The organism is Bradyrhizobium sp. CCBAU 53338 (assembly GCF_015291665.1).
Classification (GTDB): domain Bacteria; phylum Pseudomonadota; class Alphaproteobacteria; order Rhizobiales; family Xanthobacteraceae; genus Bradyrhizobium.
This window is the reverse complement of the sequence record NZ_CP030048.1, coordinates 6318791-6343012: the sequence shown is the minus strand read 5'-3', so window position 1 is coordinate 6343012 and position 24222 is coordinate 6318791. Positions and strand designations below refer to the sequence as shown.

General features: G+C 65.1%; 24 protein-coding genes and 1 riboswitch. Of the genes, 13 read left to right on the top strand and 11 right to left on the bottom strand.

Going from position 1 to position 24222, the window contains the following annotated elements:
• Positions 1-28 precede the first annotated feature (28 nt).
• From XH90_RS29755 to XH90_RS29745, 3 genes are read right to left on the bottom strand one after another with little or no spacing between them, the layout of a single operon-like run.
• Complete coding sequence (locus XH90_RS29755) at positions 29-1417, bottom strand: ATP-binding protein (RefSeq protein ID WP_194477819.1); 1389 nt, start codon at positions 1415-1417, stop codon at positions 29-31.
• Positions 1418-1437: 20 nt separating this feature from the next.
• Positions 1438-2169, bottom strand: a complete 732-nt coding sequence (locus tag XH90_RS29750) for a response regulator (RefSeq protein ID WP_194477818.1) — start codon at positions 2167-2169, stop codon at positions 1438-1440.
• Positions 2166-2705: a MarR family winged helix-turn-helix transcriptional regulator gene (locus XH90_RS29745; protein WP_194477817.1), complete on the bottom strand. Its 540-nt coding sequence runs from the start codon at positions 2703-2705 to the stop codon at positions 2166-2168. Before XH90_RS29745 ends, XH90_RS29750 begins: the two co-directional genes overlap by 4 nt.
• A gap of 338 nt (positions 2706-3043) precedes the next feature.
• Here XH90_RS29745 and XH90_RS29740 point away from each other — a divergent pair, with 338 nt between their 5' ends.
• The 4 genes from XH90_RS29740 (at position 3044) to XH90_RS29725 (ending at position 6542) form a co-directional block, all read left to right on the top strand.
• The gene (locus tag XH90_RS29740; protein ID WP_194477816.1) at positions 3044-4126 is read left to right on the top strand and encodes a branched-chain amino acid aminotransferase; all 1083 of its coding nucleotides are present in this window, start codon (positions 3044-3046) and stop codon (positions 4124-4126) included.
• Positions 4127-4208: 82 nt separating this feature from the next.
• On the top strand, positions 4209-5729 hold the full coding sequence (gene hisS / locus XH90_RS29735; RefSeq protein ID WP_194477815.1) for a histidine--tRNA ligase: 1521 nt from the start codon (positions 4209-4211) through the stop codon (positions 5727-5729).
• A 126-nt stretch (positions 5730-5855) separates the two neighbouring features.
• Positions 5856-6059: a tautomerase family protein gene (locus XH90_RS29730; protein ID WP_008144861.1), complete on the top strand. Its 204-nt coding sequence runs from the start codon at positions 5856-5858 to the stop codon at positions 6057-6059.
• A gap of 90 nt (positions 6060-6149) precedes the next feature.
• The gene (locus XH90_RS29725) at positions 6150-6542 is read left to right on the top strand and encodes a thioesterase family protein (RefSeq protein WP_194477814.1); all 393 of its coding nucleotides are present in this window, start codon (positions 6150-6152) and stop codon (positions 6540-6542) included.
• Between the two features lie 3 nt (positions 6543-6545).
• Here the strand turns inward: XH90_RS29725 and proC are convergent, their stop codons facing one another.
• Together proC and XH90_RS29715 are read right to left on the bottom strand one after the other, a co-directional pair.
• The gene (gene proC / locus XH90_RS29720) at positions 6546-7370 is read right to left on the bottom strand and encodes a pyrroline-5-carboxylate reductase (protein ID WP_194477813.1); all 825 of its coding nucleotides are present in this window, start codon (positions 7368-7370) and stop codon (positions 6546-6548) included.
• 183 nt (positions 7371-7553) lie between these two features.
• Positions 7554-8054: a YbjN domain-containing protein gene (locus XH90_RS29715; RefSeq protein WP_194477812.1), complete on the bottom strand. Its 501-nt coding sequence runs from the start codon at positions 8052-8054 to the stop codon at positions 7554-7556.
• A gap of 430 nt (positions 8055-8484) precedes the next feature.
• Positions 8485-8643, top strand: a riboswitch (FMN riboswitch).
• Between the two features lie 74 nt (positions 8644-8717).
• Here XH90_RS29715 and XH90_RS29710 point away from each other — a divergent pair.
• The 9 genes from XH90_RS29710 to XH90_RS29670 all read left to right on the top strand — a co-directional run bounded on the left by XH90_RS29710 (position 8718) and on the right by XH90_RS29670 (position 18070).
• Positions 8718-9272, top strand: coding sequence for a 6,7-dimethyl-8-ribityllumazine synthase (locus XH90_RS29710; protein ID WP_194477811.1), 555 nt, complete (start codon positions 8718-8720; stop codon positions 9270-9272).
• Positions 9273-9372: 100 nt separating this feature from the next.
• Complete coding sequence (locus XH90_RS29705) at positions 9373-10563, top strand: MHYT domain-containing protein (RefSeq protein WP_194482855.1); 1191 nt, start codon at positions 9373-9375, stop codon at positions 10561-10563.
• A gap of 220 nt (positions 10564-10783) precedes the next feature.
• A complete protein-coding gene (locus tag XH90_RS29700; protein ID WP_194477810.1) occupies positions 10784-11647 on the top strand; it encodes a xanthine dehydrogenase family protein subunit M in 864 nt (287 codons plus the stop codon).
• A 13-nt stretch (positions 11648-11660) separates the two neighbouring features.
• Entirely contained in the window at positions 11661-12161 is a 501-nt protein-coding gene (locus tag XH90_RS29695) for a (2Fe-2S)-binding protein (protein ID WP_194477809.1), read from the top strand.
• Positions 12158-14578, top strand: a complete 2421-nt coding sequence (locus XH90_RS29690; RefSeq protein WP_194477808.1) for an aerobic carbon-monoxide dehydrogenase large subunit — start codon at positions 12158-12160, stop codon at positions 14576-14578. The genes XH90_RS29695 and XH90_RS29690 overlap by 4 nt, the downstream gene beginning before the upstream one ends.
• A 100-nt stretch (positions 14579-14678) precedes the next feature.
• Positions 14679-15545 carry a MoxR family ATPase gene (locus XH90_RS29685; RefSeq protein ID WP_194477807.1) on the top strand — a complete coding sequence of 289 codons (867 nt, stop codon included), beginning with the start codon at positions 14679-14681 and terminating at the stop codon, positions 15543-15545.
• The gene (locus XH90_RS29680) at positions 15542-16750 is read left to right on the top strand and encodes a VWA domain-containing protein (protein ID WP_194477806.1); all 1209 of its coding nucleotides are present in this window, start codon (positions 15542-15544) and stop codon (positions 16748-16750) included. The genes XH90_RS29685 and XH90_RS29680 overlap by 4 nt, the downstream gene beginning before the upstream one ends.
• Positions 16751-16761: 11 nt before the next feature.
• On the top strand, positions 16762-17601 hold the full coding sequence (locus XH90_RS29675; protein WP_194477805.1) for an XdhC family protein: 840 nt from the start codon (positions 16762-16764) through the stop codon (positions 17599-17601).
• A 10-nt stretch (positions 17602-17611) separates the two neighbouring features.
• Complete coding sequence (locus tag XH90_RS29670; RefSeq protein ID WP_194477804.1) at positions 17612-18070, top strand: carbon monoxide dehydrogenase subunit G; 459 nt, start codon at positions 17612-17614, stop codon at positions 18068-18070.
• Positions 18071-18083: 13 nt separating this feature from the next.
• On the opposite strand, the gene XH90_RS29665 is transcribed toward XH90_RS29670, so the two are convergent.
• From XH90_RS29665 to XH90_RS29640, 6 genes are all read right to left on the bottom strand, one after another.
• Entirely contained in the window at positions 18084-19118 is a 1035-nt protein-coding gene (locus tag XH90_RS29665) for an ATP-grasp domain-containing protein (protein ID WP_194477803.1), read from the bottom strand.
• Positions 19115-20143: a putative zinc-binding metallopeptidase gene (locus tag XH90_RS29660; RefSeq protein ID WP_194477802.1), complete on the bottom strand. Its 1029-nt coding sequence runs from the start codon at positions 20141-20143 to the stop codon at positions 19115-19117. The genes XH90_RS29665 and XH90_RS29660 overlap by 4 nt, the downstream gene beginning before the upstream one ends.
• A 249-nt stretch (positions 20144-20392) precedes the next feature.
• Entirely contained in the window at positions 20393-21346 is a 954-nt protein-coding gene (locus XH90_RS29655) for a ribose-phosphate pyrophosphokinase (RefSeq protein WP_165424827.1), read from the bottom strand.
• 194 nt (positions 21347-21540) lie between these two features.
• The gene (locus XH90_RS29650; RefSeq protein WP_194477801.1) at positions 21541-22158 is read right to left on the bottom strand and encodes a hypothetical protein; all 618 of its coding nucleotides are present in this window, start codon (positions 22156-22158) and stop codon (positions 21541-21543) included.
• Positions 22159-22321: 163 nt separating this feature from the next.
• Positions 22322-23089 (bottom strand): peptidoglycan editing factor PgeF, encoded by a 768-nt coding sequence (gene pgeF / locus XH90_RS29645; RefSeq protein WP_194477800.1) that lies wholly within the window; start codon positions 23087-23089, stop codon positions 22322-22324.
• Positions 23089-24207: a class I SAM-dependent methyltransferase gene (locus XH90_RS29640; RefSeq protein ID WP_194477799.1), complete on the bottom strand. Its 1119-nt coding sequence runs from the start codon at positions 24205-24207 to the stop codon at positions 23089-23091. The genes pgeF and XH90_RS29640 overlap by 1 nt, the downstream gene beginning before the upstream one ends.
• Between the last annotated feature and the right edge of the window lie 15 nt (positions 24208-24222).

Here is a 24222-nt window from a genome sequence, read left to right as displayed (position 1 = left end):
CAGCCCGGATTGCGCTTGGCCTCATCAGCTAAACCGGAATCCTCACGCTTGCCCTCAATCCGCCCATCGGGCTGTCGCCGAGCGTGATGTCGCCGCCATGCGAGCGGGCGATGTCGCGGGCGATCGCGAGCCCCAGGCCGGTGCCGCCCTCGTCCTGGTTGCGGGCATTGTCGAGCCGCAGGAACGGCTTGAACACTTCCTCGCGCAAATGCGCGGGAATGCCAGGGCCGTCGTCGTCGACCGTGACGGTCAGGTAGCGATGATCGCGCTGGCCTGAGATGGCGATGGCCTGGCCGTAGCGCGCCGCATTGGTGACGAGGTTGGCCAGGCACCGCTTGAACGAGGCCGGCTTTACCGTCACCACCGGCAGGCCGCTGAATGTCACGGTCGCGGTATGGCCGTGGCGCTCGGCGTCGCTGCGCAATTCCTCGAGCGCCTGCGCCATGTCGGTCGGCTGCGACTGCTCGCCGGAATCGCCGCGGGCGAAGGCGAGGTAATCCTCCAGCATCATCGACATCTCGTCGACGTCCTTGCGCATGCCTTCGAGCTCGGGATTGTCGCCGATCAGCGCCAGCTCGAGCTTGAAGCGGGTGAGGATGGTGCGCAGATCGTGGCTGACGCCGGCGAGCATCGCGGTGCGCTGCTCCATAGCGCGTTCGATGCGCGACTTCATCTCGATGAAGGCGCCCGCTGCGCGCCGCACCTCGCGCGCGCCACGTGGCCTGAAGTTCGGTGCCTCGCGGCCCTTGCCGAAACTTTCGGCGGCGTCCGCGAGCCGCAGGATCGGCTTGATCTGGTTGCGCAGGAACAGCACCGACACGATCAGCAGGATCGAGGACGTCCCGACCATCCAGAACAGGAAGATTTCCGAGTTCGAGGCATAGGCCGCGCTGCGCTGCGCGAACACGCGCATCACGGCATCATCGAGCTGGATGCGGATCTCGACGAGGTTGGAACGGCCGACCGTATCGATCCAGAACGAGCGCCCGATCTGGCGGCCGAGCTGCACCGACAGCGTCTGGTCCAGCAGCGAGAAGAACGGCTTCGGTCCCGGCGGAGGCATGTCACCGGCGGGCAGGAAATCGACGACGAGGCCGAGGCGCTGCTGGGCGATGCGACGGATCTGGTCGCGGTCCTTGTCCTGCGGATAGCCCTTGTAGACGTCGATCAGCGCCGCGATGTCCTGCACCACCGCGGCCGACAGGCGGCGCGTCACCGTGTTCCAGTGCCGCTCCATGAACACGAAGGCGACGACCGATTGCAGGATCACCATCGGCACGATCATGATGAGCAGCGCGCGGGCATAGAGGCCGGTCGGCATCCAGCCCTTGAACGCATTGCCCATCCAGCCATTGGCGGCCGAAACGCGGCCGGCCGCGCTCTTCAAAAGCGTCAGGCCGGTATCGATCGTGCTCATCGCTCGTGCTTCACTATGGTCTACGGCGAGGCAACCAGGCGATAGCCGATGCCGCGCACCGCCTGGAGGAAGAGCGGATTGGCGGGATCGGTCTCGATCTTGCGCCTGAGGCGATTGATCTGCACGTCGACGGCGCGCTCGTTGACGCTGCCGTTGCCGGTCAGCGCGCTGCGCGGCACGGTCTCGCCCGGCGTTTCCGAGAGAATGCGCAGCATCTCCCGCTCGCGATCGGTGAGGTGGATGACTTCCTCGCCCTGACGCAACTCGCCGCGATCCAGATGATAGACGTAGGGACCGAACGCGATCTTCTCGACTATCGCAGCCTGCACCGGCGGCGCGGCGCGCTTGAGGATGTTGTTGATGCGCAGCGCCAGCTCCCGCGGCTCGAACGGTTTTGCGACGTAGTCGTCCGCGCCGATCTGCAAGCCCTCGATGCGGGCCTCGGCCTCATGCCGCGCCGTCAGCATCACGATCGGCACCGAGGAGGATGTGCGGATGAAGCGGGCGAGATCGAAGCCGGTCTCGCCGGGCATCATCACGTCGAGGATCAGCAGGTCGAAATGCAGCCCGAGCAGTTTCGCGCGGGCATCGCCGGCGCTGGCGGCGGTGGTGACGCGATAGCCTTCGGCCGCGAGGAAGCGTGAGAGCAGATCGCGGATGCGGCGGTCGTCGTCGACCAGCAGAAGATGCGGGGCGTCGTCGGCCGGTTGGGCCGGCGGGCGGGCGAGCGTGGCAGCGAGCGGCACGGTCACTCCTTCGAGTCTGGATTGGTGGCGAAGATCGTCTCCAGCACCTTGTCCGGATCGTCGCGGTCGATCATCGCGCGCAGGAAGCGCTTGACGGTCTCGGCATCGTCAGGCGCCATCGCGGCGAGCGCCTTGGTGATGCGCGTGGTCTGGAGGCCGGCGAGCTTCTGCACCAGCGCCTCGCCCTTCGGCGTCGCATAAAGCAGGCGCTGGCGACGGTCGTTGTCGCCGGTCTTCTGCACGATATAGCCCTCGTCCAGGAGTTGCTTGAGCACCCGGCCGAGCGACTGTTTTGTGATGCGCAGGACGTCGAGCAGGTCGGCGACCTTCAGCCCGGGGTAGCGGTAGACGAAGTGCATGACCCGGTGATGGGCACGGCCGAAGCCGAAAGCCTCCAGCTCCTGGTCGGGGTCACCTACGAAATCGCGATAGGCGAAGAACAGCAGCTCGATGATATCCCAGCGCAAATTGCCTCCATCGCCTGCCGCCGGGCGTGGCTCGGCAGCGTCTTGAGGGGGAGTCGCGAAATTTATGTCAGGCATATTGACGTATCTTGGGTTCAATGTTACAAAACGATCAACCCGCACGAAATTTTAGATCGTTTCGCGTCGGGTGGTATTTCTAAGAGCGGCCGGAGAGAGCCGGACAGGCGGCAACGGCCGGGTCAGATCTACCGTGCGATTGTCGAGCGGCATTTCGGCAAAACATACTGGACTTCCGCCTTCCGCAAAAGCATGTCCTCGGCGACATGCTGGTCACGGAAACCGGCCGTAACAAGGCTGGCGGTGGTTCAGCCAGCAATCTAATCAAGCCAGCCGGGGCCCGAAACGGGCAGGCGGGCGCCAGAACAGCGCCGCCATCGGCAGCGGGAGGCAAGGACATGAGCATGAAATTCGACATCCAGCCCGCATCCAATCCGACGCCCGAGAAGGACCGGGTCGCCAAGCTGGTCGACCCCGGCTTCGGACGCGTCTTCACCGATCACATGGCTGTGGTCCGCTACAACCAGGCCAAGGGCGGCTGGTACGAGGCGAAGATCGAGGCGCGCGCCAACTTCCAGATGGATCCGGCCGGCGCCGTCCTGCACTACGCCCAGGAAATCTTCGAGGGCCTCAAGGCCTACAAGCGCGACGACGGCGGGGTGAACCTGTTTCGCCCCGACGCCAATGCACGCCGCTTCAAGGACTCCGCCGATCGCATGGCGATGGCGCAGATCCCGGAGGACGTCTTCATCGAGGCGGTCGAGCAGGTCGTGCGCATCGACCGCGCCTGGATGCCGGGCGGCGAGGGCAGCCTTTACCTGCGCCCCTTCATGATCGCGAGCGAGACCTTCCTCGGCGTGAAGCCGTCGTCGGAATACATCTTTGCGGTGATCGCTTCGCCTGTTGGTTCCTACTTCAAGGGCGGCCCCGCGCCGGTCTCGATCTGGGTCTCCGAGAATTACACGCGCGCAGCTGTCGGTGGCACCGGCGCGGTGAAGTGCGGCGGCAATTATGCGGCGAGCCTGCGTGCGCAGGCCGAGGCGATCCAGCACGGCTGCGATCAGGTCGTCTTCCTCGATGCGGTCGAGCGCCGCTACATCGAGGAACTCGGCGGCATGAACGTGTTCTTCGTGTTCGACGACGGTTCGCTCTCGACCCCGCCGCTCGGCACCATCCTGCCCGGCATCACCCGCGACTCCATCATCACGCTCGCGCGCGATGCCGGCAAGACGGTGCGCGAGGAGCCGTATTCGCTCGACCAGTGGCGCAAGGATGCGGCCTCGGGCAGGCTGAAGGAAGCGTTCGCCTGCGGTACTGCCGCGGTGATCTCGCCGATCGGCAAAGTGCGCTCGGTCAGCGGCGATTTCGAGATCAGCGGCGGCGCCGCGGGTCCCGTCGCCATGGGCCTGCGCAAGCAGCTCGTCGACATCCAGTACGGCCGCACCAACGATCCGCACAACTGGATCCGCAAGGTGTTTTGAGGTCATCTCCCTCTCCCGCTTGCTTGCGGGAGAGGGAGAACAGGCCGGTTGCCGCACCGCGCGTCGGCTGGTAAACGCCCGCATGGCCGAAAAACCCAAAAAACCCCAGAAACTGAAGGCGCGACTTCCGCGCGGGCTCGAGGATCGAGATCCCTCGGCGATCCGGGCGACGCGCGAGATGGTCGAGAAGATCCGCGCCGTCTACGAGCTCTACGGCTTCGAGCCGGTGGAGACGCCGGCGATGGAATACACCGACGCGCTCGGCAAGTTCCTGCCCGACCAGGACCGTCCGAACGAGGGTGTGTTCTCGTTCCAGGACGACGACGAGCAGTGGATCAGCTTGCGTTACGACCTGACCGCGCCGCTCGCGCGCTATGTCGGCGAGCGCTACGGCACCGACGGTCTGGTCCTGCCCTATCGCAGCTACCGTGTCGGCTACGTCTTCCGCAACGAAAAGCCCGGCCCCGGCCGCTTCCGCCAGTTTATGCAATTCGACGCCGACACGGTCGGCTCGGCAACGCCGGCGGCGGATGCCGAGATCTGCATGATGGCGGCGGACACGATGGAGGCGCTCGGCGTTGCGCGCGGCCAGTACGTCGTGAAGGTCAACAATCGCAAGGTGCTCGACGGCGTTCTCGAAGCCATCGGGCTCGCGGGTGAGGAGAACGCGGCCCGCAGGCTGACCGTGCTGCGCGCGATCGACAAGCTCGACAAGTTTTCCGCCGACGAAGTCCGCAAGCTTTTGGGTCCCGGACGATGGGATGGCGGCGAGGAAGGCAAGGGCGACTTCACCAAGGGCGCCAACCTCAGTGCCGCGGAGGCCGATGTCGTTCTCGCCATCACCAGACCGCGCGAGGATTGGAAAGAGGCCATCGCTGCGGCGGAAACTTATCTCGCCAAGAGCGAAGTCGGTCAGGCCGGCGTGAGCGAGCTGGAAGAAATTGCAAAACTGGTCGCGGCGTCGGGCTACGGCGCAGACCGCATCAAGATCGACCCCTCCGTCGTGCGCGGCCTCGAATATTACACCGGCCCCGTCTACGAGGTCGAACTGCTGCTCGACACCAAGGACGAGAAGGGCCGTCCCGTGCGCTTCGGCTCGGTCGGCGGCGGCGGTCGTTATGATGGCCTCGTCTCGCGCTTCCGCGGCGAGCCGGTGCCCGCGACCGGCTTCTCGATCGGCGTGTCGCGGCTGCAGGCAGCGCTGACACTGCTCGGCAAGCTGGACACGCGGCCCGAAGTCGGCCCCGTCGTCGTCACCGTGTTCGACCGCGACCGCGTCGCCGACTACCAGAAGATGGTTGCGAGCCTTCGCACCGCCGGCATCCGCGCCGAGCTCTATCTCGGCAATCCCAAGAACATGGGCAACCAGCTCAAATATGCCGACCGCCGCAACTCGCCTTGCGTGATCATCCAGGGCTCGGATGAAAAGGCGCGCGGCGAGCTGCAGATCAAGGATCTGATCGAGGGCGCCAAGGCGGCCGCCGCAATCGCCTCCAACCAGGAATGGCGCGAGACGCGTCCGGCACAGTTCTCGTGCAGCGAGGCCGATCTCATTTTAAAAGTGCGCGAGGTCCTCGCGCGCCATGACGTGAGCTGGGGCTAGCCATTCGCTAAGGCCGACATGCCCGGGCTTGTCCCGGGCATGTCAGTCCTGTTTGATGGAAGAGAACGTGGATGGCCGGGACAAGCCCGGCCATGACGACAGCAGCAGGGCAGCAGGGAGAAGACAATGCCTGAGATCACCGTCAGCATGGCCGAAGGCCGCACCGACGAGCAGAAGGCCGGCATGATGCGCGACATCACGCAGGCGCTGGTGAAGAATCTCGGCGTCGACGCCGATGCCGTCGTCATCCAGATCAACGAAGCCCCGCTCCGCCACAAGATGAAGGGCGGCAAGACGTTCGTGGAGCGCGCGGCGGCTGCGAAGAAGTAAGAAACCGCTGTTGCAGCAAACACAACCGTCGTCCCGGATCAACGCTCGCTAGGCTCGCTTGTCCGGGACGACAGCGGAGTTTGAGGCACCATGGACGCACGCGATTTCATCAAGATCGGCATGAGCGCCGAGCGCACGCTGGTCGTCCCGGTCGAGCGCACGGTCGGGCATTTCGTGCCGGGCATGCCGATGGTCTATGCGACCCCGATGATGATCCTGGAAATGGAGATGACGTCGGGCGATGCGATCCGCGCCGCGCTCCAGCCGGGCTGGGTCACCGTCGGGACCGAGGTCGACATCCGCCATCTTGCCGCCGCTCTCGTCGGCGCGACGGTGCGGACCACCGCAAAAGTGATCGCGGTCGAGCGCCGCATCATCCGCTTCGAGGTCGAGGCCTTCGAGGGCACGCGCAAGCTCGGCGAAGGCCGCCACGCGCGCGGGCTTGTCAATGTCGAGATGTTCAACAAGCGGCTTGGGGCGTAGCCGCTACTTCGCCAATTCCTTCGATCGCTTCGTCGCGGCCGCGATCGCGCGGATCATCAGCTCGCGCAAGCCCGGTTCGCCCATCAGCACACCGAGCGCCGCAGCCGTCGTGCCGCCGGGCGAGGTGACATTCTGGCGCAGCGTGGCGGACGGAAGCTCCGACCGATGCAGCAATTCGCCGGAGCCAGCGACCGTCTCGCGCGCGAGCTTTGTCGCCAGCGCCTCGGGCAATCCGGCTTCCACGCCGGCGCGTGCGAGCTCTTCGGCGAGCAGGAACACATAGGCCGGCCCCGAGCCGGACACGGCCGTCACCGCATCCATCAGGCCTTCATCCTCGACCCATTCGACCGAGCCGGTGGCCCGCAGCAGTGCGTCGGCCACCGCGCGCTGCGCTGCGCTGACATTCGTCGCCGCGACCGCCACCGTGATGCCGCGGCCGATCGCCGCCGGCGTGTTTGGCATCGCGCGGACCACGGCGCCGCCGCAGACGTCCTCCAGGGAGGCGATCGTGGTTCCCGCCATGATCGAGACCACGGAGGTTTCTTCCGACACGAATGATTTCAGCTTGGTGCCGGCTTCGCGGAACATCTGCGGCTTCACTGCGACGACCATCGTCTCGACAAAGCCTGCCGCCTTCGCGTCGGGATTGAGCGCGACGCCCTTGGCGGCCAGCGCGGTGATCTCAGGCGAGATAAAAGGATCGACCACCGCGACGCGGCGCGGATCGAGCCCGCCCGCCAGCCACCCGGTCAGCATCGCGCCGCCCATCTTGCCGGCACCGGCGAGCAGGATGGTGCCGGTGATGTTCTGGAGAGTGTTGTTTGCCATCGCTGTTGCCAAATCCGTCGTCCTGGCGAAGCCAGGACCCATTGCCCCAAGGGGTTCTAGTGGATGGAGGGCAGAGCAACAAGCGTCGCGCAACACGGAGAAATCACGCGGTATGGATCCTGGCTTTCGCCAGGACGACGATAAGGAAAGACTCGTCCGTCCCTCATCGTATTGTTGGGCGCCTTACGCCTCGCCAGCCGTATCGAACATCGCCGCATCCATCGCTTGTGCGGTGGTCTTGCCTGCCCACACCACGAACTGGAACGCCGGAAAGTAACGCTCGCAGGCGTGGATGGCGCCGGCGAGCATCGCTTCGCATTGCGCGGTCGAGGCGGTGAGGCCACCCGGCAGCACCAGCGCCTGACGGTGCATGATCATGCCGGTGTTGGTCCAGAGGTCGAAATGGCCAATCCACAATTGCTCGTTGACCGCGGCGACGAGCTTCTGCACCTCGCCCCGGCGCGCGAGCGGAATCTTCATGTCGAAAGCGCAAGCAAGGTGCAGCGCTTCGATTTCTCCCATCCAGGTGAAGGAGATCTGGTAGTCGGTCCACTGTCCCTTCGAGACAATGGTCAGCTCGTCCTCGCCGGAGCGTTCGAACGGCCAGTTGTTGCTGGCGGCGATATCCTCGACCACCGCGAGCGGGTGACTTCGGGAATCGATATTGCCTTCGAGCAGGGACATGCCGTCTCGACCTCTTGCCTTCTTGTTGTCTTTGATACGCACGCGGTTGGGTCCGGCGCGCGCTCCCTAAACGTCGTCGATCCCGGGAGTCGCTTTCGCGATCTCCCGGGGATCGGCGCGGCCTGTCGCGGATCAACTGATGTGATTTGCGGAATCTGCGCAACTGGGTCCCGAGTCCGTCCACAAGCCAGGACTCGTTCGTCCACAGTTCATCTCTCGGCCACAATAGTTAACGCGGGGAGTCAGAACCGAATTGGATGAGAACAAACCGGAATCGGATTCCGGGAAACCGCCAATCGCTAATTCCGCCGCGCGAGGGCCGCACCGCCCCAGCGGCATGGGACCATGCGGTTTTTGGCTACGGAACAGGCTTGCTTGCTGCCCCGGACCGGCGGCATATTTCCAGGCAGGTCGCTCAATCCCGAGCGGCCGATGTTCTCAGGGCGGGGTGAAAGTCCCCACCGGCGGTAAGGGCCGAAAGGCCTAAGCCCGCGAGCGCCTTCCCCCATGGTCTTTGCTGGGGGAAGGGTCAGCAGATTCGGTGCAACTCCGAAGCCGACGGTTAAAGTCCGGATGAAAGAGAACGGTCGGTGGCAGACGCATCGCAAGATGCGGCTGTTTGTCGTTCCGTGTGCCCTGATTCTGGTCCTTTGAAGGAAAGCCATGAATCAGATGTTGCAAGATCCCCAAACCAAGACGTCACAGACTCAACCGCCGGTTCCCCACGACCCGGTGAAAGAGCATCCACGCTTTGCCAAGCCGCAGCGGGTGGCCTTCGTGCAGGCCTGCTGGCACCGCGACGTGGTCGAGGAAGCCCGCATCGCCTTCATCAAGGAAGCCGAGGCGCGCCACCTCACCCATGTCGACGTGTTCGAGGTGCCGGGCTCGTTCGAGATCCCGCTGCACGCGCAGGTCCTCGCCAAGACGCGGCGCTATACCGCGATCGTCGCAGCGGGCCTTGTCGTTGACGGTGGCATCTATCGCCACGAATTCGTCGCCGACACCGTGATCAAGGCGTTGATGGACGTGCAGCTCCGCACCGAGGTGCCGGTGTTCTCCGCCGTGCTGACGCCGCAGCAATTCCACGAGACCGAAGTGCACTACGATTTCTTCCGCAGGCACTTCACGATCAAGGGCATCGAGGTCGCAGCAGCCTGTGCAGAGACGTTGCACGGCCTCGAGCGGCTGCGCGGCCAGGTCGCGGCGGGAATCGTGTAGCGCGCTCTTCACACGCCGCTGATTGTCAATCCCGCCGCCGTCCCTATAAAGTCGGCGGCGGGAGGAGGCCGTGCCGTGGAGACGGACGGCCGACAAGATCATGTTCGAAGGACACGATCCCTATCTCGTCGCGCTCTCCGTGGCGGTCGCGAGTCTGGGTGGCTATACCGGCTTTGCGCTTGCTGCTCGCATCCGCAACACGCCCGGCGTCAGTAACCGCGTTCTGCTCGCGGGGGCGGCTGCGTTTCTGGCCGTCGGCATCTGGACCATGCATTTCGTCGGCATGCTGGCCGCGCCGCTGCCGCCGGATACGGTCTATCTCGTTCTTCCCACCATCATCTCATTCCTGATCTGCGCGCTGGTGGTCGGAATTTCCCTTTTCTTTGTCTCGATCGGTGAGCCCACGTTGAGGCGCGTGGCGTCGTCGGCCGTCTTGCTCGGCGTCGGCATCGCCAGCATGCATTATGTCGGCATCCATGGATTGGCCGGCTCCTTCGGCATCGTGCATGACCCCTCGATGGTGCTGCTGTCGATCCTGGTCGCCATCGTCACCGCCTATGGCGGACTGCGCGCCTTTCTGGCGCAGCAGGAGGGTGTGCGCCTGATCGTCAGCTCGATCGTGTTCGGCGTCGCGGTGTCCGGCATGCATTATACGGCGATGCTGGGCATGCATTTCGAGCCGCTCACCGGCGCGGCGCATCACCACGGCGGCGGTCTCGCCGCGTCGCAACAAATCCTGTCGATCGTCGTTGCGGTGCTGTGCTTCGTCATCGCGGCCGGCTTTCTGTTGTCGCTCGTTCCCGATCAACGCCGGCAGGCTTCACCCGCCACGGCCGCCGATTCCGTTGCTCCGCCGGTTGCGCCGCTCGCGGTCGAACCGGTTGCCGCACCTCCGCGCCCGGTGACGCCCCTTGGCGGCCTCGGGCAGCCGCCGAGGGCGCCGGTTCCCCGGCTGCCGGTTGAGAGCGCCGACGGCACGCACTTCATCGATACCGCCAATGTCCGCAGCGTCCGGGCCGACGCGCACTACACCCGCGTCCATGATGGTACCCGCGAGCGGATGTGCCCCTGGTCGATCTCGGAAGCCGAGGCGCAGCTCGATCCCTCGTTGTTCCTCAGGGTCCACCGCAGCCATATCGTCGCCATTCCTCATGTCGCGCTGGTCCGGAAAGAGGGCGACGGCGCCGTGCTCGAACTGGACGGCCCGTCGCCGCACCGGGTCCCGGTGAGCCGGGCCAAGATCGCCGAAGTGAAGGCGCGGTTGGGGTTGGCAAACCGGCGGCAGGCGTAGAGCCACGAAGCAGGCTCTCTGGCTCCCTCGCCCCGCAGGCGGGGAGAGGCGAAGAGCTGCTCCATAAGTCGCCTAAGCTGACGCAATTCGTGCGTTCCAACCGGCAATTCGTGCAAAAAGCTCGCCTTTGTGCCCGAATGATTGCGGGCCGCTCCTGCGGGAGTGACCGTCCCTTCCAACGTCCGCGCCGTCACGCGCAAAGGACGACGAGGAGGAGATGATGATCCCGGGCTCATTCAGTTATCACCGGCCGGCGAGTGTCGCCGATGCCGTCAAACTGTTATCCGACCTTGGTGAGGATGCGCGGCCACTGGCCGGCGGGCACAGTCTGGTGCCGATGATGAAGCTTCGGCTCGCCACTCCAGCCCATCTGGTCGATTTGCACGGCATCGCCGCCCTGAAGGGCATCAGCCGAAGCGGCAACAATCTCGTCATCGGCGCGATGATCACCCAGCATGAGCTGCTGGCCTCCGACGAAATCGCCAAGTCCATGCCGATCCTGCACGAGGCGGCGCTGCTGATCGCCGACCCCCAGGTGCGCTACCGCGGCACGATCGGCGGCAATGTCGCCAACGGCGATCCCGGCAACGACATGCCGGCGCTGATGATGACGCTGGGGGCCACCTATCGGCTCGAAGGTCCCGGCGGGGCGCGCGACGTCGCGGCGGCCGACTTCTATCAGGGCGCATATTTCACCGCGCTCGAGCCCGGCGAGATCCTGACCTCGGTGTCGGTCCCCGTGCCGGCGGCCGGCCACGGCTACGCCTACGAAAAGCTCAAGCGCAAGGTCGGCGACTACGCAACCGCCGCTGCCGCTGTCGTCCTGACGATGTCCGGCGGCAAGGTCGCGACCTGCTCGATCGGTCTCACCAATGTCCACGAGACACCGCTGCTCGCCAATGATGCAGCGAAAGCGGTGATCGGGACCAGTCTCGATGCGGCGACACTCAAGAAGGCCGCCGCGGCAGCCGAAGCGATCATGGCGCCGGCCGCGGATGCGCGCGGCCCCGTCGAATATCGAAAACACGTTGGCGGCATCATGGTGACGCGGGCGCTCCAGCGCGCCGCTGCCAAGGCGAAGTAAGGGAGAGGGACCGATGGCCAAAACACACGTCACCATGAAGGTGAACGGCGCCGAGGTTGAAGGCCTCGTCGAGCCGCGCACGCTGCTGGTGCATTTCATCCGCGAAAATCTGCAGATGACCGGCACCCATATCGGCTGCGAAACCACGCATTGCGGCGCCTGCACCGTCGATATCGACGGCATGTCCGTGAAGTCCTGCACGATGTTCGCGGTGCAGGCGCAAGGCAGCGACATCACGACGGTCGAGGGCATGGCCAATGCCGACGGCACGCTGTCCGCGCTGCAGGAGGGCTTCCGCATGATGCACGGCCTGCAATGTGGCTTCTGCACGCCTGGCATGATCATGCGCGCGCATCGGCTGTTGAAGGAAAACCCTTCGCCGAGCGAGCAGGAAATCCGGATGGGTATCTCCGGCAACATCTGCCGGTGCACCGGCTACCAGAACATCGTCAAAGCCATTCAATACGCCGCCGCGAAGATCAACGGCGTGGAATTCCGGGAGGCCGCAGAATGAACGACATGACTCCCACGCGGGAACAACGCGAAGCCGCACTCGAAGGCATGGGCTGCAAGCGCAAGCGCGTCGAGGACATCCGCTTCACGCAAGGCAAGGGCAATTACGTCGACGACGTCAAGCTGCCGGGCATGCTGCACGGCGACTTCGTCCGCTCGCCGCATCCGCATGCGCGCGTCAAGAAGATCGACGACAGCGAGGCGCTGAAGGTGCCCGGCGTGCTCGCGGTCATCACCGCCGAGACGCTGAAGACCGTCAACCTCGCCTGGATGCCGACGCTTGCCGGCGACGTGCAGATGGTCTTGGCCGACGGCAAGGTGCTGTTTCAGAACCAGGAGGTGGCCTTCGTCGTCGCCACTGATCGCTACGCGGCCGATGACGGCATCAACAAGGTGATCGTCGAGTACGAGCCCCTCGCTCCGCTGGTCGATCCCTTCAAGTCGATGGACAAGGATGCGCCGGTGCTGCGCGAGGATCTCGTCGGCAAGATGTCGGGCGCGCACGGCCCGCGCAAGCACGACAACCACATCTTCGAGTGGACCGTCGGCGACAAGGACCTCACCGATGCGGCCTTCAAGAAGGCGGAGGTGACGATCAAGGAGATGATTTCCTATCACCGCACCCATCCCTCGCCGCTGGAGACCTGCCAGTGCGTCTGTTCCTTCGACAAGATCAAGGGTGAGCTGACCATCTACGGCACCTTCCAGGCCCCGCACGTGATCCGGACCGTGGTGTCGCTGATCGCAAAGCTGCCGGAGCAGAAGATCCACGTCATCGCGCCCGACATCGGCGGCGGCTTTGGCAACAAGGTCGGTGCCTATCCCGGCTATATCTGCGCGGCCGTGGCCTCCATCGTCACCGGAAAACCGGTGAAATGGGTCGAGGATCGCATCGAGAACCTGACCGCGACCTCGTTCGCCCGCGACTACCACATGACCACCGAGATCGCTGCGACCAGGGACGGAAAGGTCACCGGTCTCCGTGTCCACGTCCTCGCCGATCACGGCGCGTTCGACGCCTGCGCGGACCCGTCGAAATGGCCGGCCGGCTTCTTCAATATCGTCACGGGGTCGTACGACTTCCCGACCGCGCACCTTTCCGTCGACGGCGTCTACACCAACAAGGCGCCGGGCGGCGTTGCCTACCGTTGCTCGTTCCGCGTCACCGAGGCGGCCTACTGCATCGAGCGCGCCATGGATATTCTGGCGCAGAAGCTCAACATGGACCCCGCTGAGCTGCGCTTGAAGAACTTCATCAAGCCGGAGCAATTCCCGTATCATTCGGCGCTGGGGTGGGAGTACGATTCCGGCGACTACCACACCGCCATGCGCAAGATGATGGAGACGACCGGCTACGCCGCGCTCCGGAAAGAACAAGCGGAGAAGCGTGCTGCGTTCGCGCGCGGCGAAACCCGCGAAATCATGGGGCTCGGCGTCTCCTTCTTCACCGAGATCGTCGGCGCGGGCCCGTCGAAGAATTGCGACATCCTGGGCATCGCGATGTTCGATTCCTGCGAGATCCGCATGCACCCGACCGGTGCCGGCATCGCACGCATGGGCACCAAGAGCCAGGGCCAGGGCCACGAGACCACCTGGGCCCAGATCATCGCGACCGAGATCGGCATTCCCGCCGACAACATCATGGTGGAAGAGGGCAACACCGACACCGCGCCCTACGGGCTCGGCACCTACGGTTCGCGCTCGACGCCGGTGGCGGGCGCCGCGATCGCCATGGCCGCGCGCAAGATCAAAGCCAAGGCGCAGATGATCGCGGCCTACAAGCTCGAGGTTCACGAGGACGATCTCGAATTCGACATCGACGGTTTCCGGGTGAAGGGCTTGCCGGAGAAGTTCATGTCGATGAAGGATATCTGCTGGGCGGCCTACAATTCGGTGCCTCCGGGCATGGAGCCGGGGCTGGAGGCGGTGAGCTATTACGATCCGCCCAACATGACCTATCCGTTCGGCGCCTATCTCTGCGTGATGGACATCGACGTCGATACCGGCGTGTACAAGGTCCGACGCTTCTACGCGCTCGATGATTGCGGCACCCGCATCAACCCGATGATCATCGAGGGGCAGGTGCATGGCGGCCTCACCGAGGCCTTCGCCATCGCGATGGGCCAGGAGATTCGTTACGACGAGGTCGGAAACGTCGTCACCGGCTCGTTCATGGACTTCTTCATGCCGACCGCGGTGGAGACGCCGCATTGGGAAACCGACTTCACCGTCACTCCGTCGCCGCATCACCCGATCGGCGCCAAGGGCGTCGGCGAAAGCCCGAATGTCGGCGGCGTGCCGGCCTTCTCCAACGCCGTCAACGATGCGTTCTCGTTCCTGGGCGCGACGCATATCCAGATGCCGCACGACTTCTGGCGCAACTGGAAGGCGGCGAAGGAATTGGGGGCGGTTGCGTAGTGGATCGGTTCGTCATTCCGGGGCGGTCCGCAGGACCGAACCCGGAATCTCGAGGTTCCTGGTTCGATGCCTTGCATCGCCCCGGAATGACGGAGGAAGCATGAAGGGCCGAGACGAGATTGCGCAAGCCTTGGCCGCATCGGGCTACATCGCCGATGCGGATCTCGCGACCGCGATTTCGCTGATGCAACTCTTGCGGCGTCCGCTGCTGCTCGAAGGCGAGGCGGGCGTCGGCAAGACCGAGGTGGCGAAGGCGTTGGCAAAGGTGCATGCGGCCGAGTTGATCCGGCTGCAATGCTACGAGGGGCTCGATCAGTCCTCCGCGCTCTACGAGTGGAACTACCAGCGCCAGTTGCTGGCGATCCAGGCCCACCGAGGTAGCGATAGTATCGAGGACCAGGTGTTCTCCGAAAAATATCTGCTGGAGCGACCCTTGCTCGCCGCGATCCGACGGCCGCAGGCACCAGTGCTGCTGATCGACGAGATCGACCGTGCCGACGATGAGTTCGAGGCGTTCCTGCTGGAGCTGCTATCGGACTTCCAGGTGTCGATCCCCGAACTGGGCACAATTCCCGCCGTCACCATCCCCCATGTCGTGCTGACCTCGAACGGCACGCGCGAGCTGTCCGACGCGCTGCGCCGGCGCTGTCTTTATCACTATGTCGATTATCCCGACGTCGATCGCGAGACCCGCATCATCCTGGCGCGCGTCACAGGCGCAAGCCCTTCTCTGTCGCTCCAGATCGCGCGCATGGTCGAAGGCGTGCGCAAGGAGGAGTTGCGAAAGGTGCCTGGTGTCGCCGAGACACTGGACTGGGCGGCGGCGCTGATCGGTCTGGACGTCCGCGATCTCCACGACGCTCCCGAGACGGTGCATGAGACGCTGATTTGCCTGCTGAAGACCCATGAAGACCGCGCCCGCGTCACGCCCGAGGTGACGCAACGCCTGCTGGGGAAGGTCGCATGAGCTGCTGCGGCTCCAGTCCCGAATACGACGATCTCGACGAGGTCTCCAAGCTTGTGTCCGCGAAGCTCGCGGGGTTCCTGCGAACCTTGCGCGATGCAGGCTTCCGCGTCGGGCTTGCGGAGGGGCAGGATGCCGCAACGCTGATGTCGGCGGGGTACGTGGCGAAGCCGGGTCTCCTGCGCGCGGCGTTCAAGCATCTGTTCTCGGCGCGCAAATCCGACTGGGACAGGTTCGATGGCCTGTTCGATGCGTTCTGGCTGGGCAAGCGCGTACGCTCGCGTTCCCGCACGTCGGGCTCGACGCCGGGCGCCGGCAATCCGTCACTGAAAAGCCTGCAGGACAGATCGGCCGAGCAGGGCGGCAGCCATTCCGTCACCGACCAGCTTCCGTCCTCCGACGACGCGCCGGAAGGACGCTCCGGCGAAGGCCGCATGGAAGGCGCCTCGCGCGCGGATAATCTTGCCGACGTGGATTTCAGGAAGCTCGGCGATCCGGCCCAGGTCGCGCAGGCCCATGAGGCCGCCGCGCAGCTTGCGAAAGCCATGCGCACGAGGCTGACGCGCCGTGATCTCGCGCGCCGGCGCGGCTACCGGCTCGATCTCCGGCGCACCATTCATCGCAACATCAGCCATGGCGGCGTGCCGATCAGCCTCGTCAAGCGGAGGCGCAAGGACAAGCCGCTGCGGCTGGTCGTGCTGCTCGATGCCTCCGGCTCGATGAGCATGTACACATCAGTGTTCCTGCGCTTCATCCACGGCGTGCTCGACCAGTTCCGCGAGGCCGAGGCATTACTGTTCCACACGCGTCTCGCTTATGTCTCCGATGCGATGAAGGAGAAGGACGCCGGCCGCGCGCTCGACCGGCTCTCGATCATGGCGCAGGGCGCGGGTGGCGGTACGAAGATCGGCGAAAGCCTGCAGACCTTCAACCGCTGGCACGCCGCGCGCGTCATCCATTCGCGCAGCTGCGTCATGATCGTGTCCGACGGCTACGAGACCGGTGACGCCGCGCTGCTCGGCCGCGAGATGGCTGCGCTGCACCGGCGCTGCCGCCGCATCGTCTGGCTCAATCCGATGATGGCGTGGCAGGGTTATACGCCGGAGGCACGGGGCATCAAGGCGGCGCTGCCGCATGTCGATCTCTATGCGCCCGCGAATTCGCTGCAAAGCCTGCGCGCGCTCGAACCCTATCTGGCTAGGCTCTGAGGGATGTTGCGATGACCGCTCATGTCGAAGTGCTGGAACTCGTGGCGCAGATGAAGGCCGCCGAGCGCGCCTTCGTGCTCGCGACGGTGGTGCGGACGGTGTCGGTGACCGCGGCGAAAGCCGGCGCCAAGGCGATCATCGCGGCCGACGGCACCATCGTTGCCGGCTGGATCGGCGGCGGCTGCGCCAAAGGCGCGGTGTTGAAGGCGGCGCGCGAGGCGCTCGCCGACGGCGAACCGCGCATGGTGTCGGTGCAGCCGGAAAACCTGCTCGCTGAGCTCGGGGTGAGCGCCGGAGAAAGCCGCGACGGCATCCGCTTCGCCAGCAACATGTGTCCGAGCAAGGGCACGATGGATATTTTCGTCGAGCCGGTGCTGCCGCATCCCTCGCTCGTCGTTCTTGGTGCGAGCCCGGTGGCCCTGTCGCTTGCGGTGCAGGCGCGCGTGCTCGGTTATCACGTCACGCTCGCGGCGCCCGCCGCCGAACTCACCGGGCAGCCGGATGCCGATATGGTCATCGATGGCTACCAGCTCGGCGAGCTCAACGACGCCAGACGTTTCGTCGTGGTCTCGACACAGGGCAAGGGCGACGAAGCCGCCTTGCGTGCCGCGCTCGCGACCAAGGCCTGCTATCACGCCTTCGTCGGTAGCCGCCGCAAGATGGCCTCGCTGCGCGTCAAGCTGCTTGCGGAGGGCGCGAACGCCGCTGCGATCGATGATTTCAAGGCCCCGGCCGGACTCGATCTCGGCGCCATCACGCCGGAGGAGATCGCGATGTCGATCCTCGCCGAGATCACCAGGGAACGCCGGCGCGGCCAACGCGCCGCCTATCAATCAGCCAACCGAGAATGAGACACCCACCATGCAGATGAACGACAGCCAGCGCATTCCGGCGTCACGCGAGCAGGTGTGGGCGGCGCTGAACGATCCCGCTGTGCTGAAGCAGTGCATCCCCGGCTGCCAGTCGCTCGACGTGACCGCGCCGAACGAGATGACCGCAACTGTCGTCTTCAAGGTTGGTCCGGTGAAGGCGACCTTCAGCGGCAAGGTGACGCTGTCCGATCTCGATCCGCCCAACTCCTATCGTATCTCCGGCGAAGGCTCTGGCGGTGTCGCGGGCTTCGCCAAGGGCGGCGCGGTCGTGCGACTGGACTCCGAGAGCGCTGACGTGACGGTGCTGTACTACGAGGTCGACGCGCAGATCGGCGGCAAGCTCGCCCAGCTCGGTGCGCGGCTGATCAACTCGACCGCGACGAAGCTTGCCGCGGAATTCTTCAAGTCGTTTGCAGACGTGGTGAGCGCGAAGGCCGAAGCGCGCTGACTTCACCTTACGCTCAGCCCAACGACACGCCCGCCTTGGCCCGGCTGATCCCAAGCGTCAGGATGCGATGGAGCAGATCCTTGTACTTCAGCCCGTCGTGTTGCGCCGCGGTGGCGAACTCCTGGCTCTTGGCGATTTCCGGGTTGGGGTTGGCCTCGATGAAATACGGTGTGCCGTCGGCGGCGAGGCGGAAATCGATGCGCGCGTAGCCGTCGAGGCCCAGCGCCCGGTAGATGCGTTTCGCGGCGCGCTGGATGCGTGCGGTGACTTCGGGCGCGAGGTCTTTCGCCGGCCCGTCGACGATGCCGAGCTTCTCCTGATAGTCGGTGTCGTGCTTGGCTTTTTCGGTCGCGATGTGGCGCGAACTGCGCCCGCCCATGCTGCCGAACTTCAATTCCCACACCGGCAGGACGCGCAGCCGGTTGTTGCCGAGCACGCCGACATAGAGCTCGCGCCCCTCGATGAACTGCTCGGCGATGGCGGCGGTCTCTACCCGCTCGTGGATGAACGCAACGCGTTCGGCCAGCTTCTCGTCGGTATCGACGATGGACGCCTGCGAGATGCCGAAGGAGCCATCCATGTTGAGCGCCTTGACGATCAGCGGCAGCGCAAGATGTTTCGGCCGTTTCACCTTGCGGCGCATCGGGAAGACCGCAAAAGCCGGTGCCGCGATGCGCCGATGATGCACCAGCGTCTTGGACAGGTCCTTGCCGCGCGCCAGGATCAGGCCGCGCGGGTTGCAGCCGGTATAGGGGACCTTCATCAGCTCGAGATAGCTGGCGATGTGCTGGTCGTAGGCGACGTTGTAGTGGAATTCCTCCAGCAGCGTGAACACCACGTGCGGCTTGAACTCCTCGATCGCCTCGCGGATCGGCCTGATCTCCTCCTGCGCGCCGAGCGGGCGGACCTCATGGCCGGCCGCGCGCAGGGTGCTGACGACGTCGTATTCCGTTTTCCAGGTGTTGATTTCCTGTGGCGTGTATCCGTCGGTCGAGTCCGGCGGCAGGAAGTCCGGATGCATCAGCACGAGAATACGGAGTCGTCTCATAGCGCGATCCATTTGCGCCGAGACGGGCCAAACAGCGCGTGCATCGTCTTGGCGGTCACGAGGACGGTGAAATCGAGAACGAGCTTCTGTTCGGAACCCACCGCGCGCAGATCGAGCTCGCGGCAGCGGGAGATCATGTCGTCGAGCACGGCATCGAGCGTGAGCTGGTTCTCGCCCGTCCACCGCGCGACCAGTTGCCTGATCTGGGCGCGGTGTCGCCTGATCAGGCTGGAGGCGGGCTGTGAGCGATGATGCCGTGGATCGGCTGAAAACAGCCGCGAGAGGTCGCGGTCGTAGGTCTTCGGTGGCGTGAAGGCGTAGAAAGCCTGCTTCTTCTTGTAGTGGTCTTCGAGCGTCTGGCTCAGCCTGCTCAGTGGATCGACACGCTCGCGCGTCGTGATCAGCGGGCGCTTTCCCGCGATCTCGCCCATCAGCTCGTCGACATATTCGAGCTTCTTCAGCGCCGGCCAGCCCTCATATCGCGTCCGCCAGTTCGAGCGCGGCCGCAGCCACACCGCAAACGTCTCGGCGAAGTCTTCGTCGGGGTGGCTCTGTGCGTACCAGAGCCGAAGGTGCTGGACGTAACGCCGGCTCGCCGGGTTGGGCCGGTAGTAGCGCGGGTAGTGTTTCGACGACGGGCCGAACAGCTGTTGCCAGCGGCGGCGGCGCTGCAACTGATAGCCGTGCTGCACGGCATGGCCTGCCTCGTGACGGAGGATGGCCATGCACTCGCGCCAGGTTCCGCCCTCGACGTCGAACATCATCTTCTTCTCGAGCTTCATCAGCCGAGGATGGGCGAGATAGAAGGGGATAGCGATGCCGGGCACGTCTCCCGGGCTGAACCATTCGCTCGAAATCCACGTGTGCGGCCGCAGCCGGATGCCGCGCTCTTCCATCTCCTCGTGGAGCGTGGCGACGCAGTCCTCGAGCCATGTGCCTTCGACCGTCACCCTCAGGCTGGAGAGGCGCTGCTCGAGCAACTCGTCGTCCGACAGCTTTTCCCAAGGGAATTTCCGGCGCGGCATCAGCTATCCAGGCAGAGATGACTCGGTGTCACGATGATGTCATGGGGTGCGGCCGGCAACAACCCGAGGAGCAGGGAGGCGTGCTGCGGCGCGTCGTGAGGGAAAGAGTAGGCACGACGCCTCTCGCCTTTGCCCACACCCCACGAGTCAATTTGAAAACGTCATTCCGGGGCTCGCGAAGTGAGAGCCCGGAATCCCGAGATTCCCGGTTCGGCGCGTGCGCGCCGCCCCGGAAGGACGGCGTGCAAGCTAGTCGAACAGGCTCGACACCGACTCCTCAGCCGCGGTGCGCGCGATTGCGTCCGAGATCAGGCTGGCGATCGGCAGCGTGCGGATGTTGGGCGCCTTGGTCACCGCTTCCGTCGGCAGGATCGAGTCGGTGATGACGAGTTCCTTCAGCTTCGAGCCGGCGATGCGGGCCGCTGCGCCGCCGGAGAGCACGCCGTGGGTGATGTAGGCGTAGACATCCTTGGCGCCCTTGGCGATCAGCGCATCGGCTGCGTTCACCAGCGTGCCGCCGGAATCGACGATGTCGTCGACCAGGATGCAGCTGTAGCCGGAGACGTCGCCGATCACGTTCATGACTTCGGATTCACCCGGACGCTCGCGGCGCTTGTCGACGATCGCGAGGGGGGTGTTGATGCGCTTGGCAAGGCCGCGGGCACGGGCCACGCCGCCGACGTCGGGCGAGACCACCATCACCTTGCCGAGGTCGAAACGTTCGCGGATGTCGCGCACCATCAACGGCGCAGCGAAGAGGTTGTCGGTCGGGATATCGAAGAAGCCCTGGATCTGGCCGGCATGCAGGTCGAGCGTCATGACGCGGTCGACGCCGGCATGGGTGATCAGGTTGGCGACGAGCTTGGCCGAGATCGGCGTGCGCGAGCCGGAACGGCGGTCCTGCCGGGCGTAGCCGAAATAGGGGATCACGGCGGTGATGCGGCGCGCCGAGGAGCGGCGCAGCGCGTCGGTGATGATCAGCAGCTCCATCAGATTGTCGTTCGCTGGAAACGAGGTCGACTGGATGATGAAGGCATCCGAGCCGCGGATGTTTTCCTGGACCTCGACGAAGATCTCCATGTCGGCGAAGCGCCGCACCACCGCCTTGGTCAGCGGCATGTCGAGGCCCTGCGCGATGGCCTGGGCGAGAGCCGGATTGGAGTTGCCGGCGACGAGCTTGATGGAGCCGTTCTTGGCCGACATGGACGCTTCCTCCCGCGCTTTGCTGGATACGACGTTCAACATCTGAGAATACCCACTGGCAGCACGGTTATGACGGGCGAGGAAATATCAGGCGAGAGGCCGCAATGGCAACCCGGGATGCTACGTTTTCCCTCCGAAAATCCTGAGTCGGGCCAACGGCTTGGCTGGTAACTGAGCCCGTGGTTTAGCGGTGGTTATTGCTGGGCATAGCCGAGCGCGGTAGCCGGCATCTCAGCCACTGGGGCCTCCGGTGCCGCGCTTGCCACTGCGGGTCCGCGCAGACCCGGAACCGAGCCCGGCGCATCAGGCGTTCCGTTGATCATATTGGAAAGTCCGCTGAATCCGGCCTGGGCGATCTTCCGCAGCACGAGGTCGTCGGCAGCCTGCCAGGGATCTCGGCCGCCCTTGGCCGCGGTCGGTTCCTCGCCCGAGAGGCGCAGCGCCCGCTGCTGGTTGGCGTCGTAGACGTCCCAGACCCAGGCGATCACGGTCTTGCCGCGCACGACCTGGGCGGAGAGATAGCTGCGCACGCGATAGGCAGCCGTCCCCTCGCGGGAGACGATCGAAAGGCTGCGCAGCTTGGATTCGCTGTCGAGCACGCCAACCATGCGGTCGAACACCTGCGGCGGCGGCCCGTCGATGGATTCGAACGCGACCGTTGCCCCGGAGCCGGCGCCCGGCGCCATCGCGTAGGAATTGGCGGCATTGCCGCCGCCTCCGGCGCAGCCGCCAAGCGCAGTCGCTGCCGCCAGCAAAACGACCGCCAGCACGCGCGAGCCCGCACGGCGCAAGATGGATGACGCTTCCCTCATTGAGGGCAGCGATATCGTTAAAATCGATTAAGGTCTAGGGCAGGGGGGACACAGCACACGGTCATTCCGGGGCGATGCGCAAGCATCGAACCCCGGAATCTTGAGATTCCGGGCTCTCGCTTCGCGAGCCCCGGAATGACGATCGTTAATGTTGCCTGTGTGTTCACCCCTCCAGCGCGATCGCGTGGACGTGGCGGCCGTAGTCCGGCTCCTTGCGATGCACCGAACGGCGATAGCTGAAGAAGCGTTCGTCGGCGTAAGTGTCGAGACCCAGATCGTCGATCATCAGAATGCCGGCGGCTTCCAGCCGCTTGCGGATGAAGCCCGCGAGATCGAACATCGCGTGGCCCTCGCGCACCGACGGGATGAAGAACACGGCGTTGTCTGCATTGGCTTCGATGAAGCGTGTGACGAACTCGTTGCCGACCTCGTAGCTGTCCTGGCGGATCAACGGGCCGATCGCGGCAATGATGCCGCTGCGTGTCGCACCGAGCTTTTCCATCGCCGCAACAGTGGATTCCAGCACGCCCGTCAGCGCGCCTTTCCAGCCGGCATGGGCGCCGCCGATCACGCGCGCGTCGGGATCGACGAACAGCACCGGGCCGCAATCGGCGGTGGATACGCCGAGCGCGATGCCGGGCGTCTTGGTCACCAGCGCATCGCCCTTCGGCCGTGGACCGCTCGGCCAGGGGGCGTCGGTGACGAGCACGTCGGGCGAGTGGACCTGATGCAGGCTGAGGAAACGGTCGGCCGCGACGCCGACGTGTTCGGCCATGCGGCGGCGGTTCTCCGCAACAAGGGCCTGATCGTCGTGGGACCCGAGCCCGCCATTCAGCGCGGAATAGATGCCGCTGGAGACACCGCCTTCGCGAGTGAAGAAGGAATGGCGCAGGCCCGGTACCGCCGCCAGCAACGATGAAGCGAGAGTCATCAATCGTCCTCGGTCTGTTCGAGATCGCTGAGGCCGGCAATGCCCGTCAGCCGTGGCTCGGAGATTCCGAGCACCTTGAACATCGAACCCATGCCGCTGCGCCCGGTGTCGGTCAGCCGCTTCAGGGCCACGGAAATGTCGGTGGCCACCTCCGGCGTCGCCTTCTGCATCAGCGCAGCCGCACGGGTGTCGATGCCGACGCGCTTGAGGAAATCGCCTTGCGTCACCGGCCCGTGGACGCGGGCGCCGACATCCTCGGCCGCGCGCGCGAGCGCCTGGAAATCGACATGGGCGGTCACGTCGGCCTGGCCCGGCGCCTTCAGGGGATCGGTGAAGGTGTGGCGTGCGATGGCCTGAAAGGTGTCGCCGGCATCGCTGCGCAGATGGCCGTAGTCGATGATCAGAGCCGCACCGTCCTGGTCGCGCACGCGGGTGGCGAGCTTCATGATCTCGGTATCGGGGCGCCATTCGAACACGGCACCGACAGGCGCCGCGCGCACCAAAGGCGGCAGCAGCACGTCGAAGCGCGGCATCGGCTCGGCCGCTGCGCCAAACTGGAGCTTGCCGTTGGGATCGATCTCGATCACGCGCTCGTGCCAGCCGCCCTCGCGCTTCACCATCTGGTGGATCGGCAACACGTCGAAATACTCGTTGGCGAGGATGACGCTGGGACCATCAGGCACGTCGTCGATGCTGTCGTGCCAGGCGATGTTGTTGCGCACGCCCGACAATGTCGCCTGCTGCCGTTCGCGCAGCACCGGGTTGACCTCGACCAGGTGAATGCTGAGCCCCTGATAGAGCGGCGGCAGCACGCGCAGTGCGCGCAGCGCGTCCGCCATCATGGTGCCGCGGCCGGGGCCGATCTCGATCAGCCGCAGGAATTGCGGCGAGCCCATCTGCTTCCACACCGAGGCGGTCCACAGGCCGAGCAGCTCGCCGAACATCTGGCTGACCTCGGGCGAGGTCGTGAAGTCGCCCTCGCGCCCGAGCGGATCGCGCGAGACGTAGTAGCCGTAGCGCGGATGCATCAGGCACGTTTCCATGTATCGCCAGACCGGCATGGGGCCCGAGGATTTGATCAGCGCCTTGATCTCGTTGAGCAGTGGTTGGTCGGTCACAATTGTCTTCTCGAA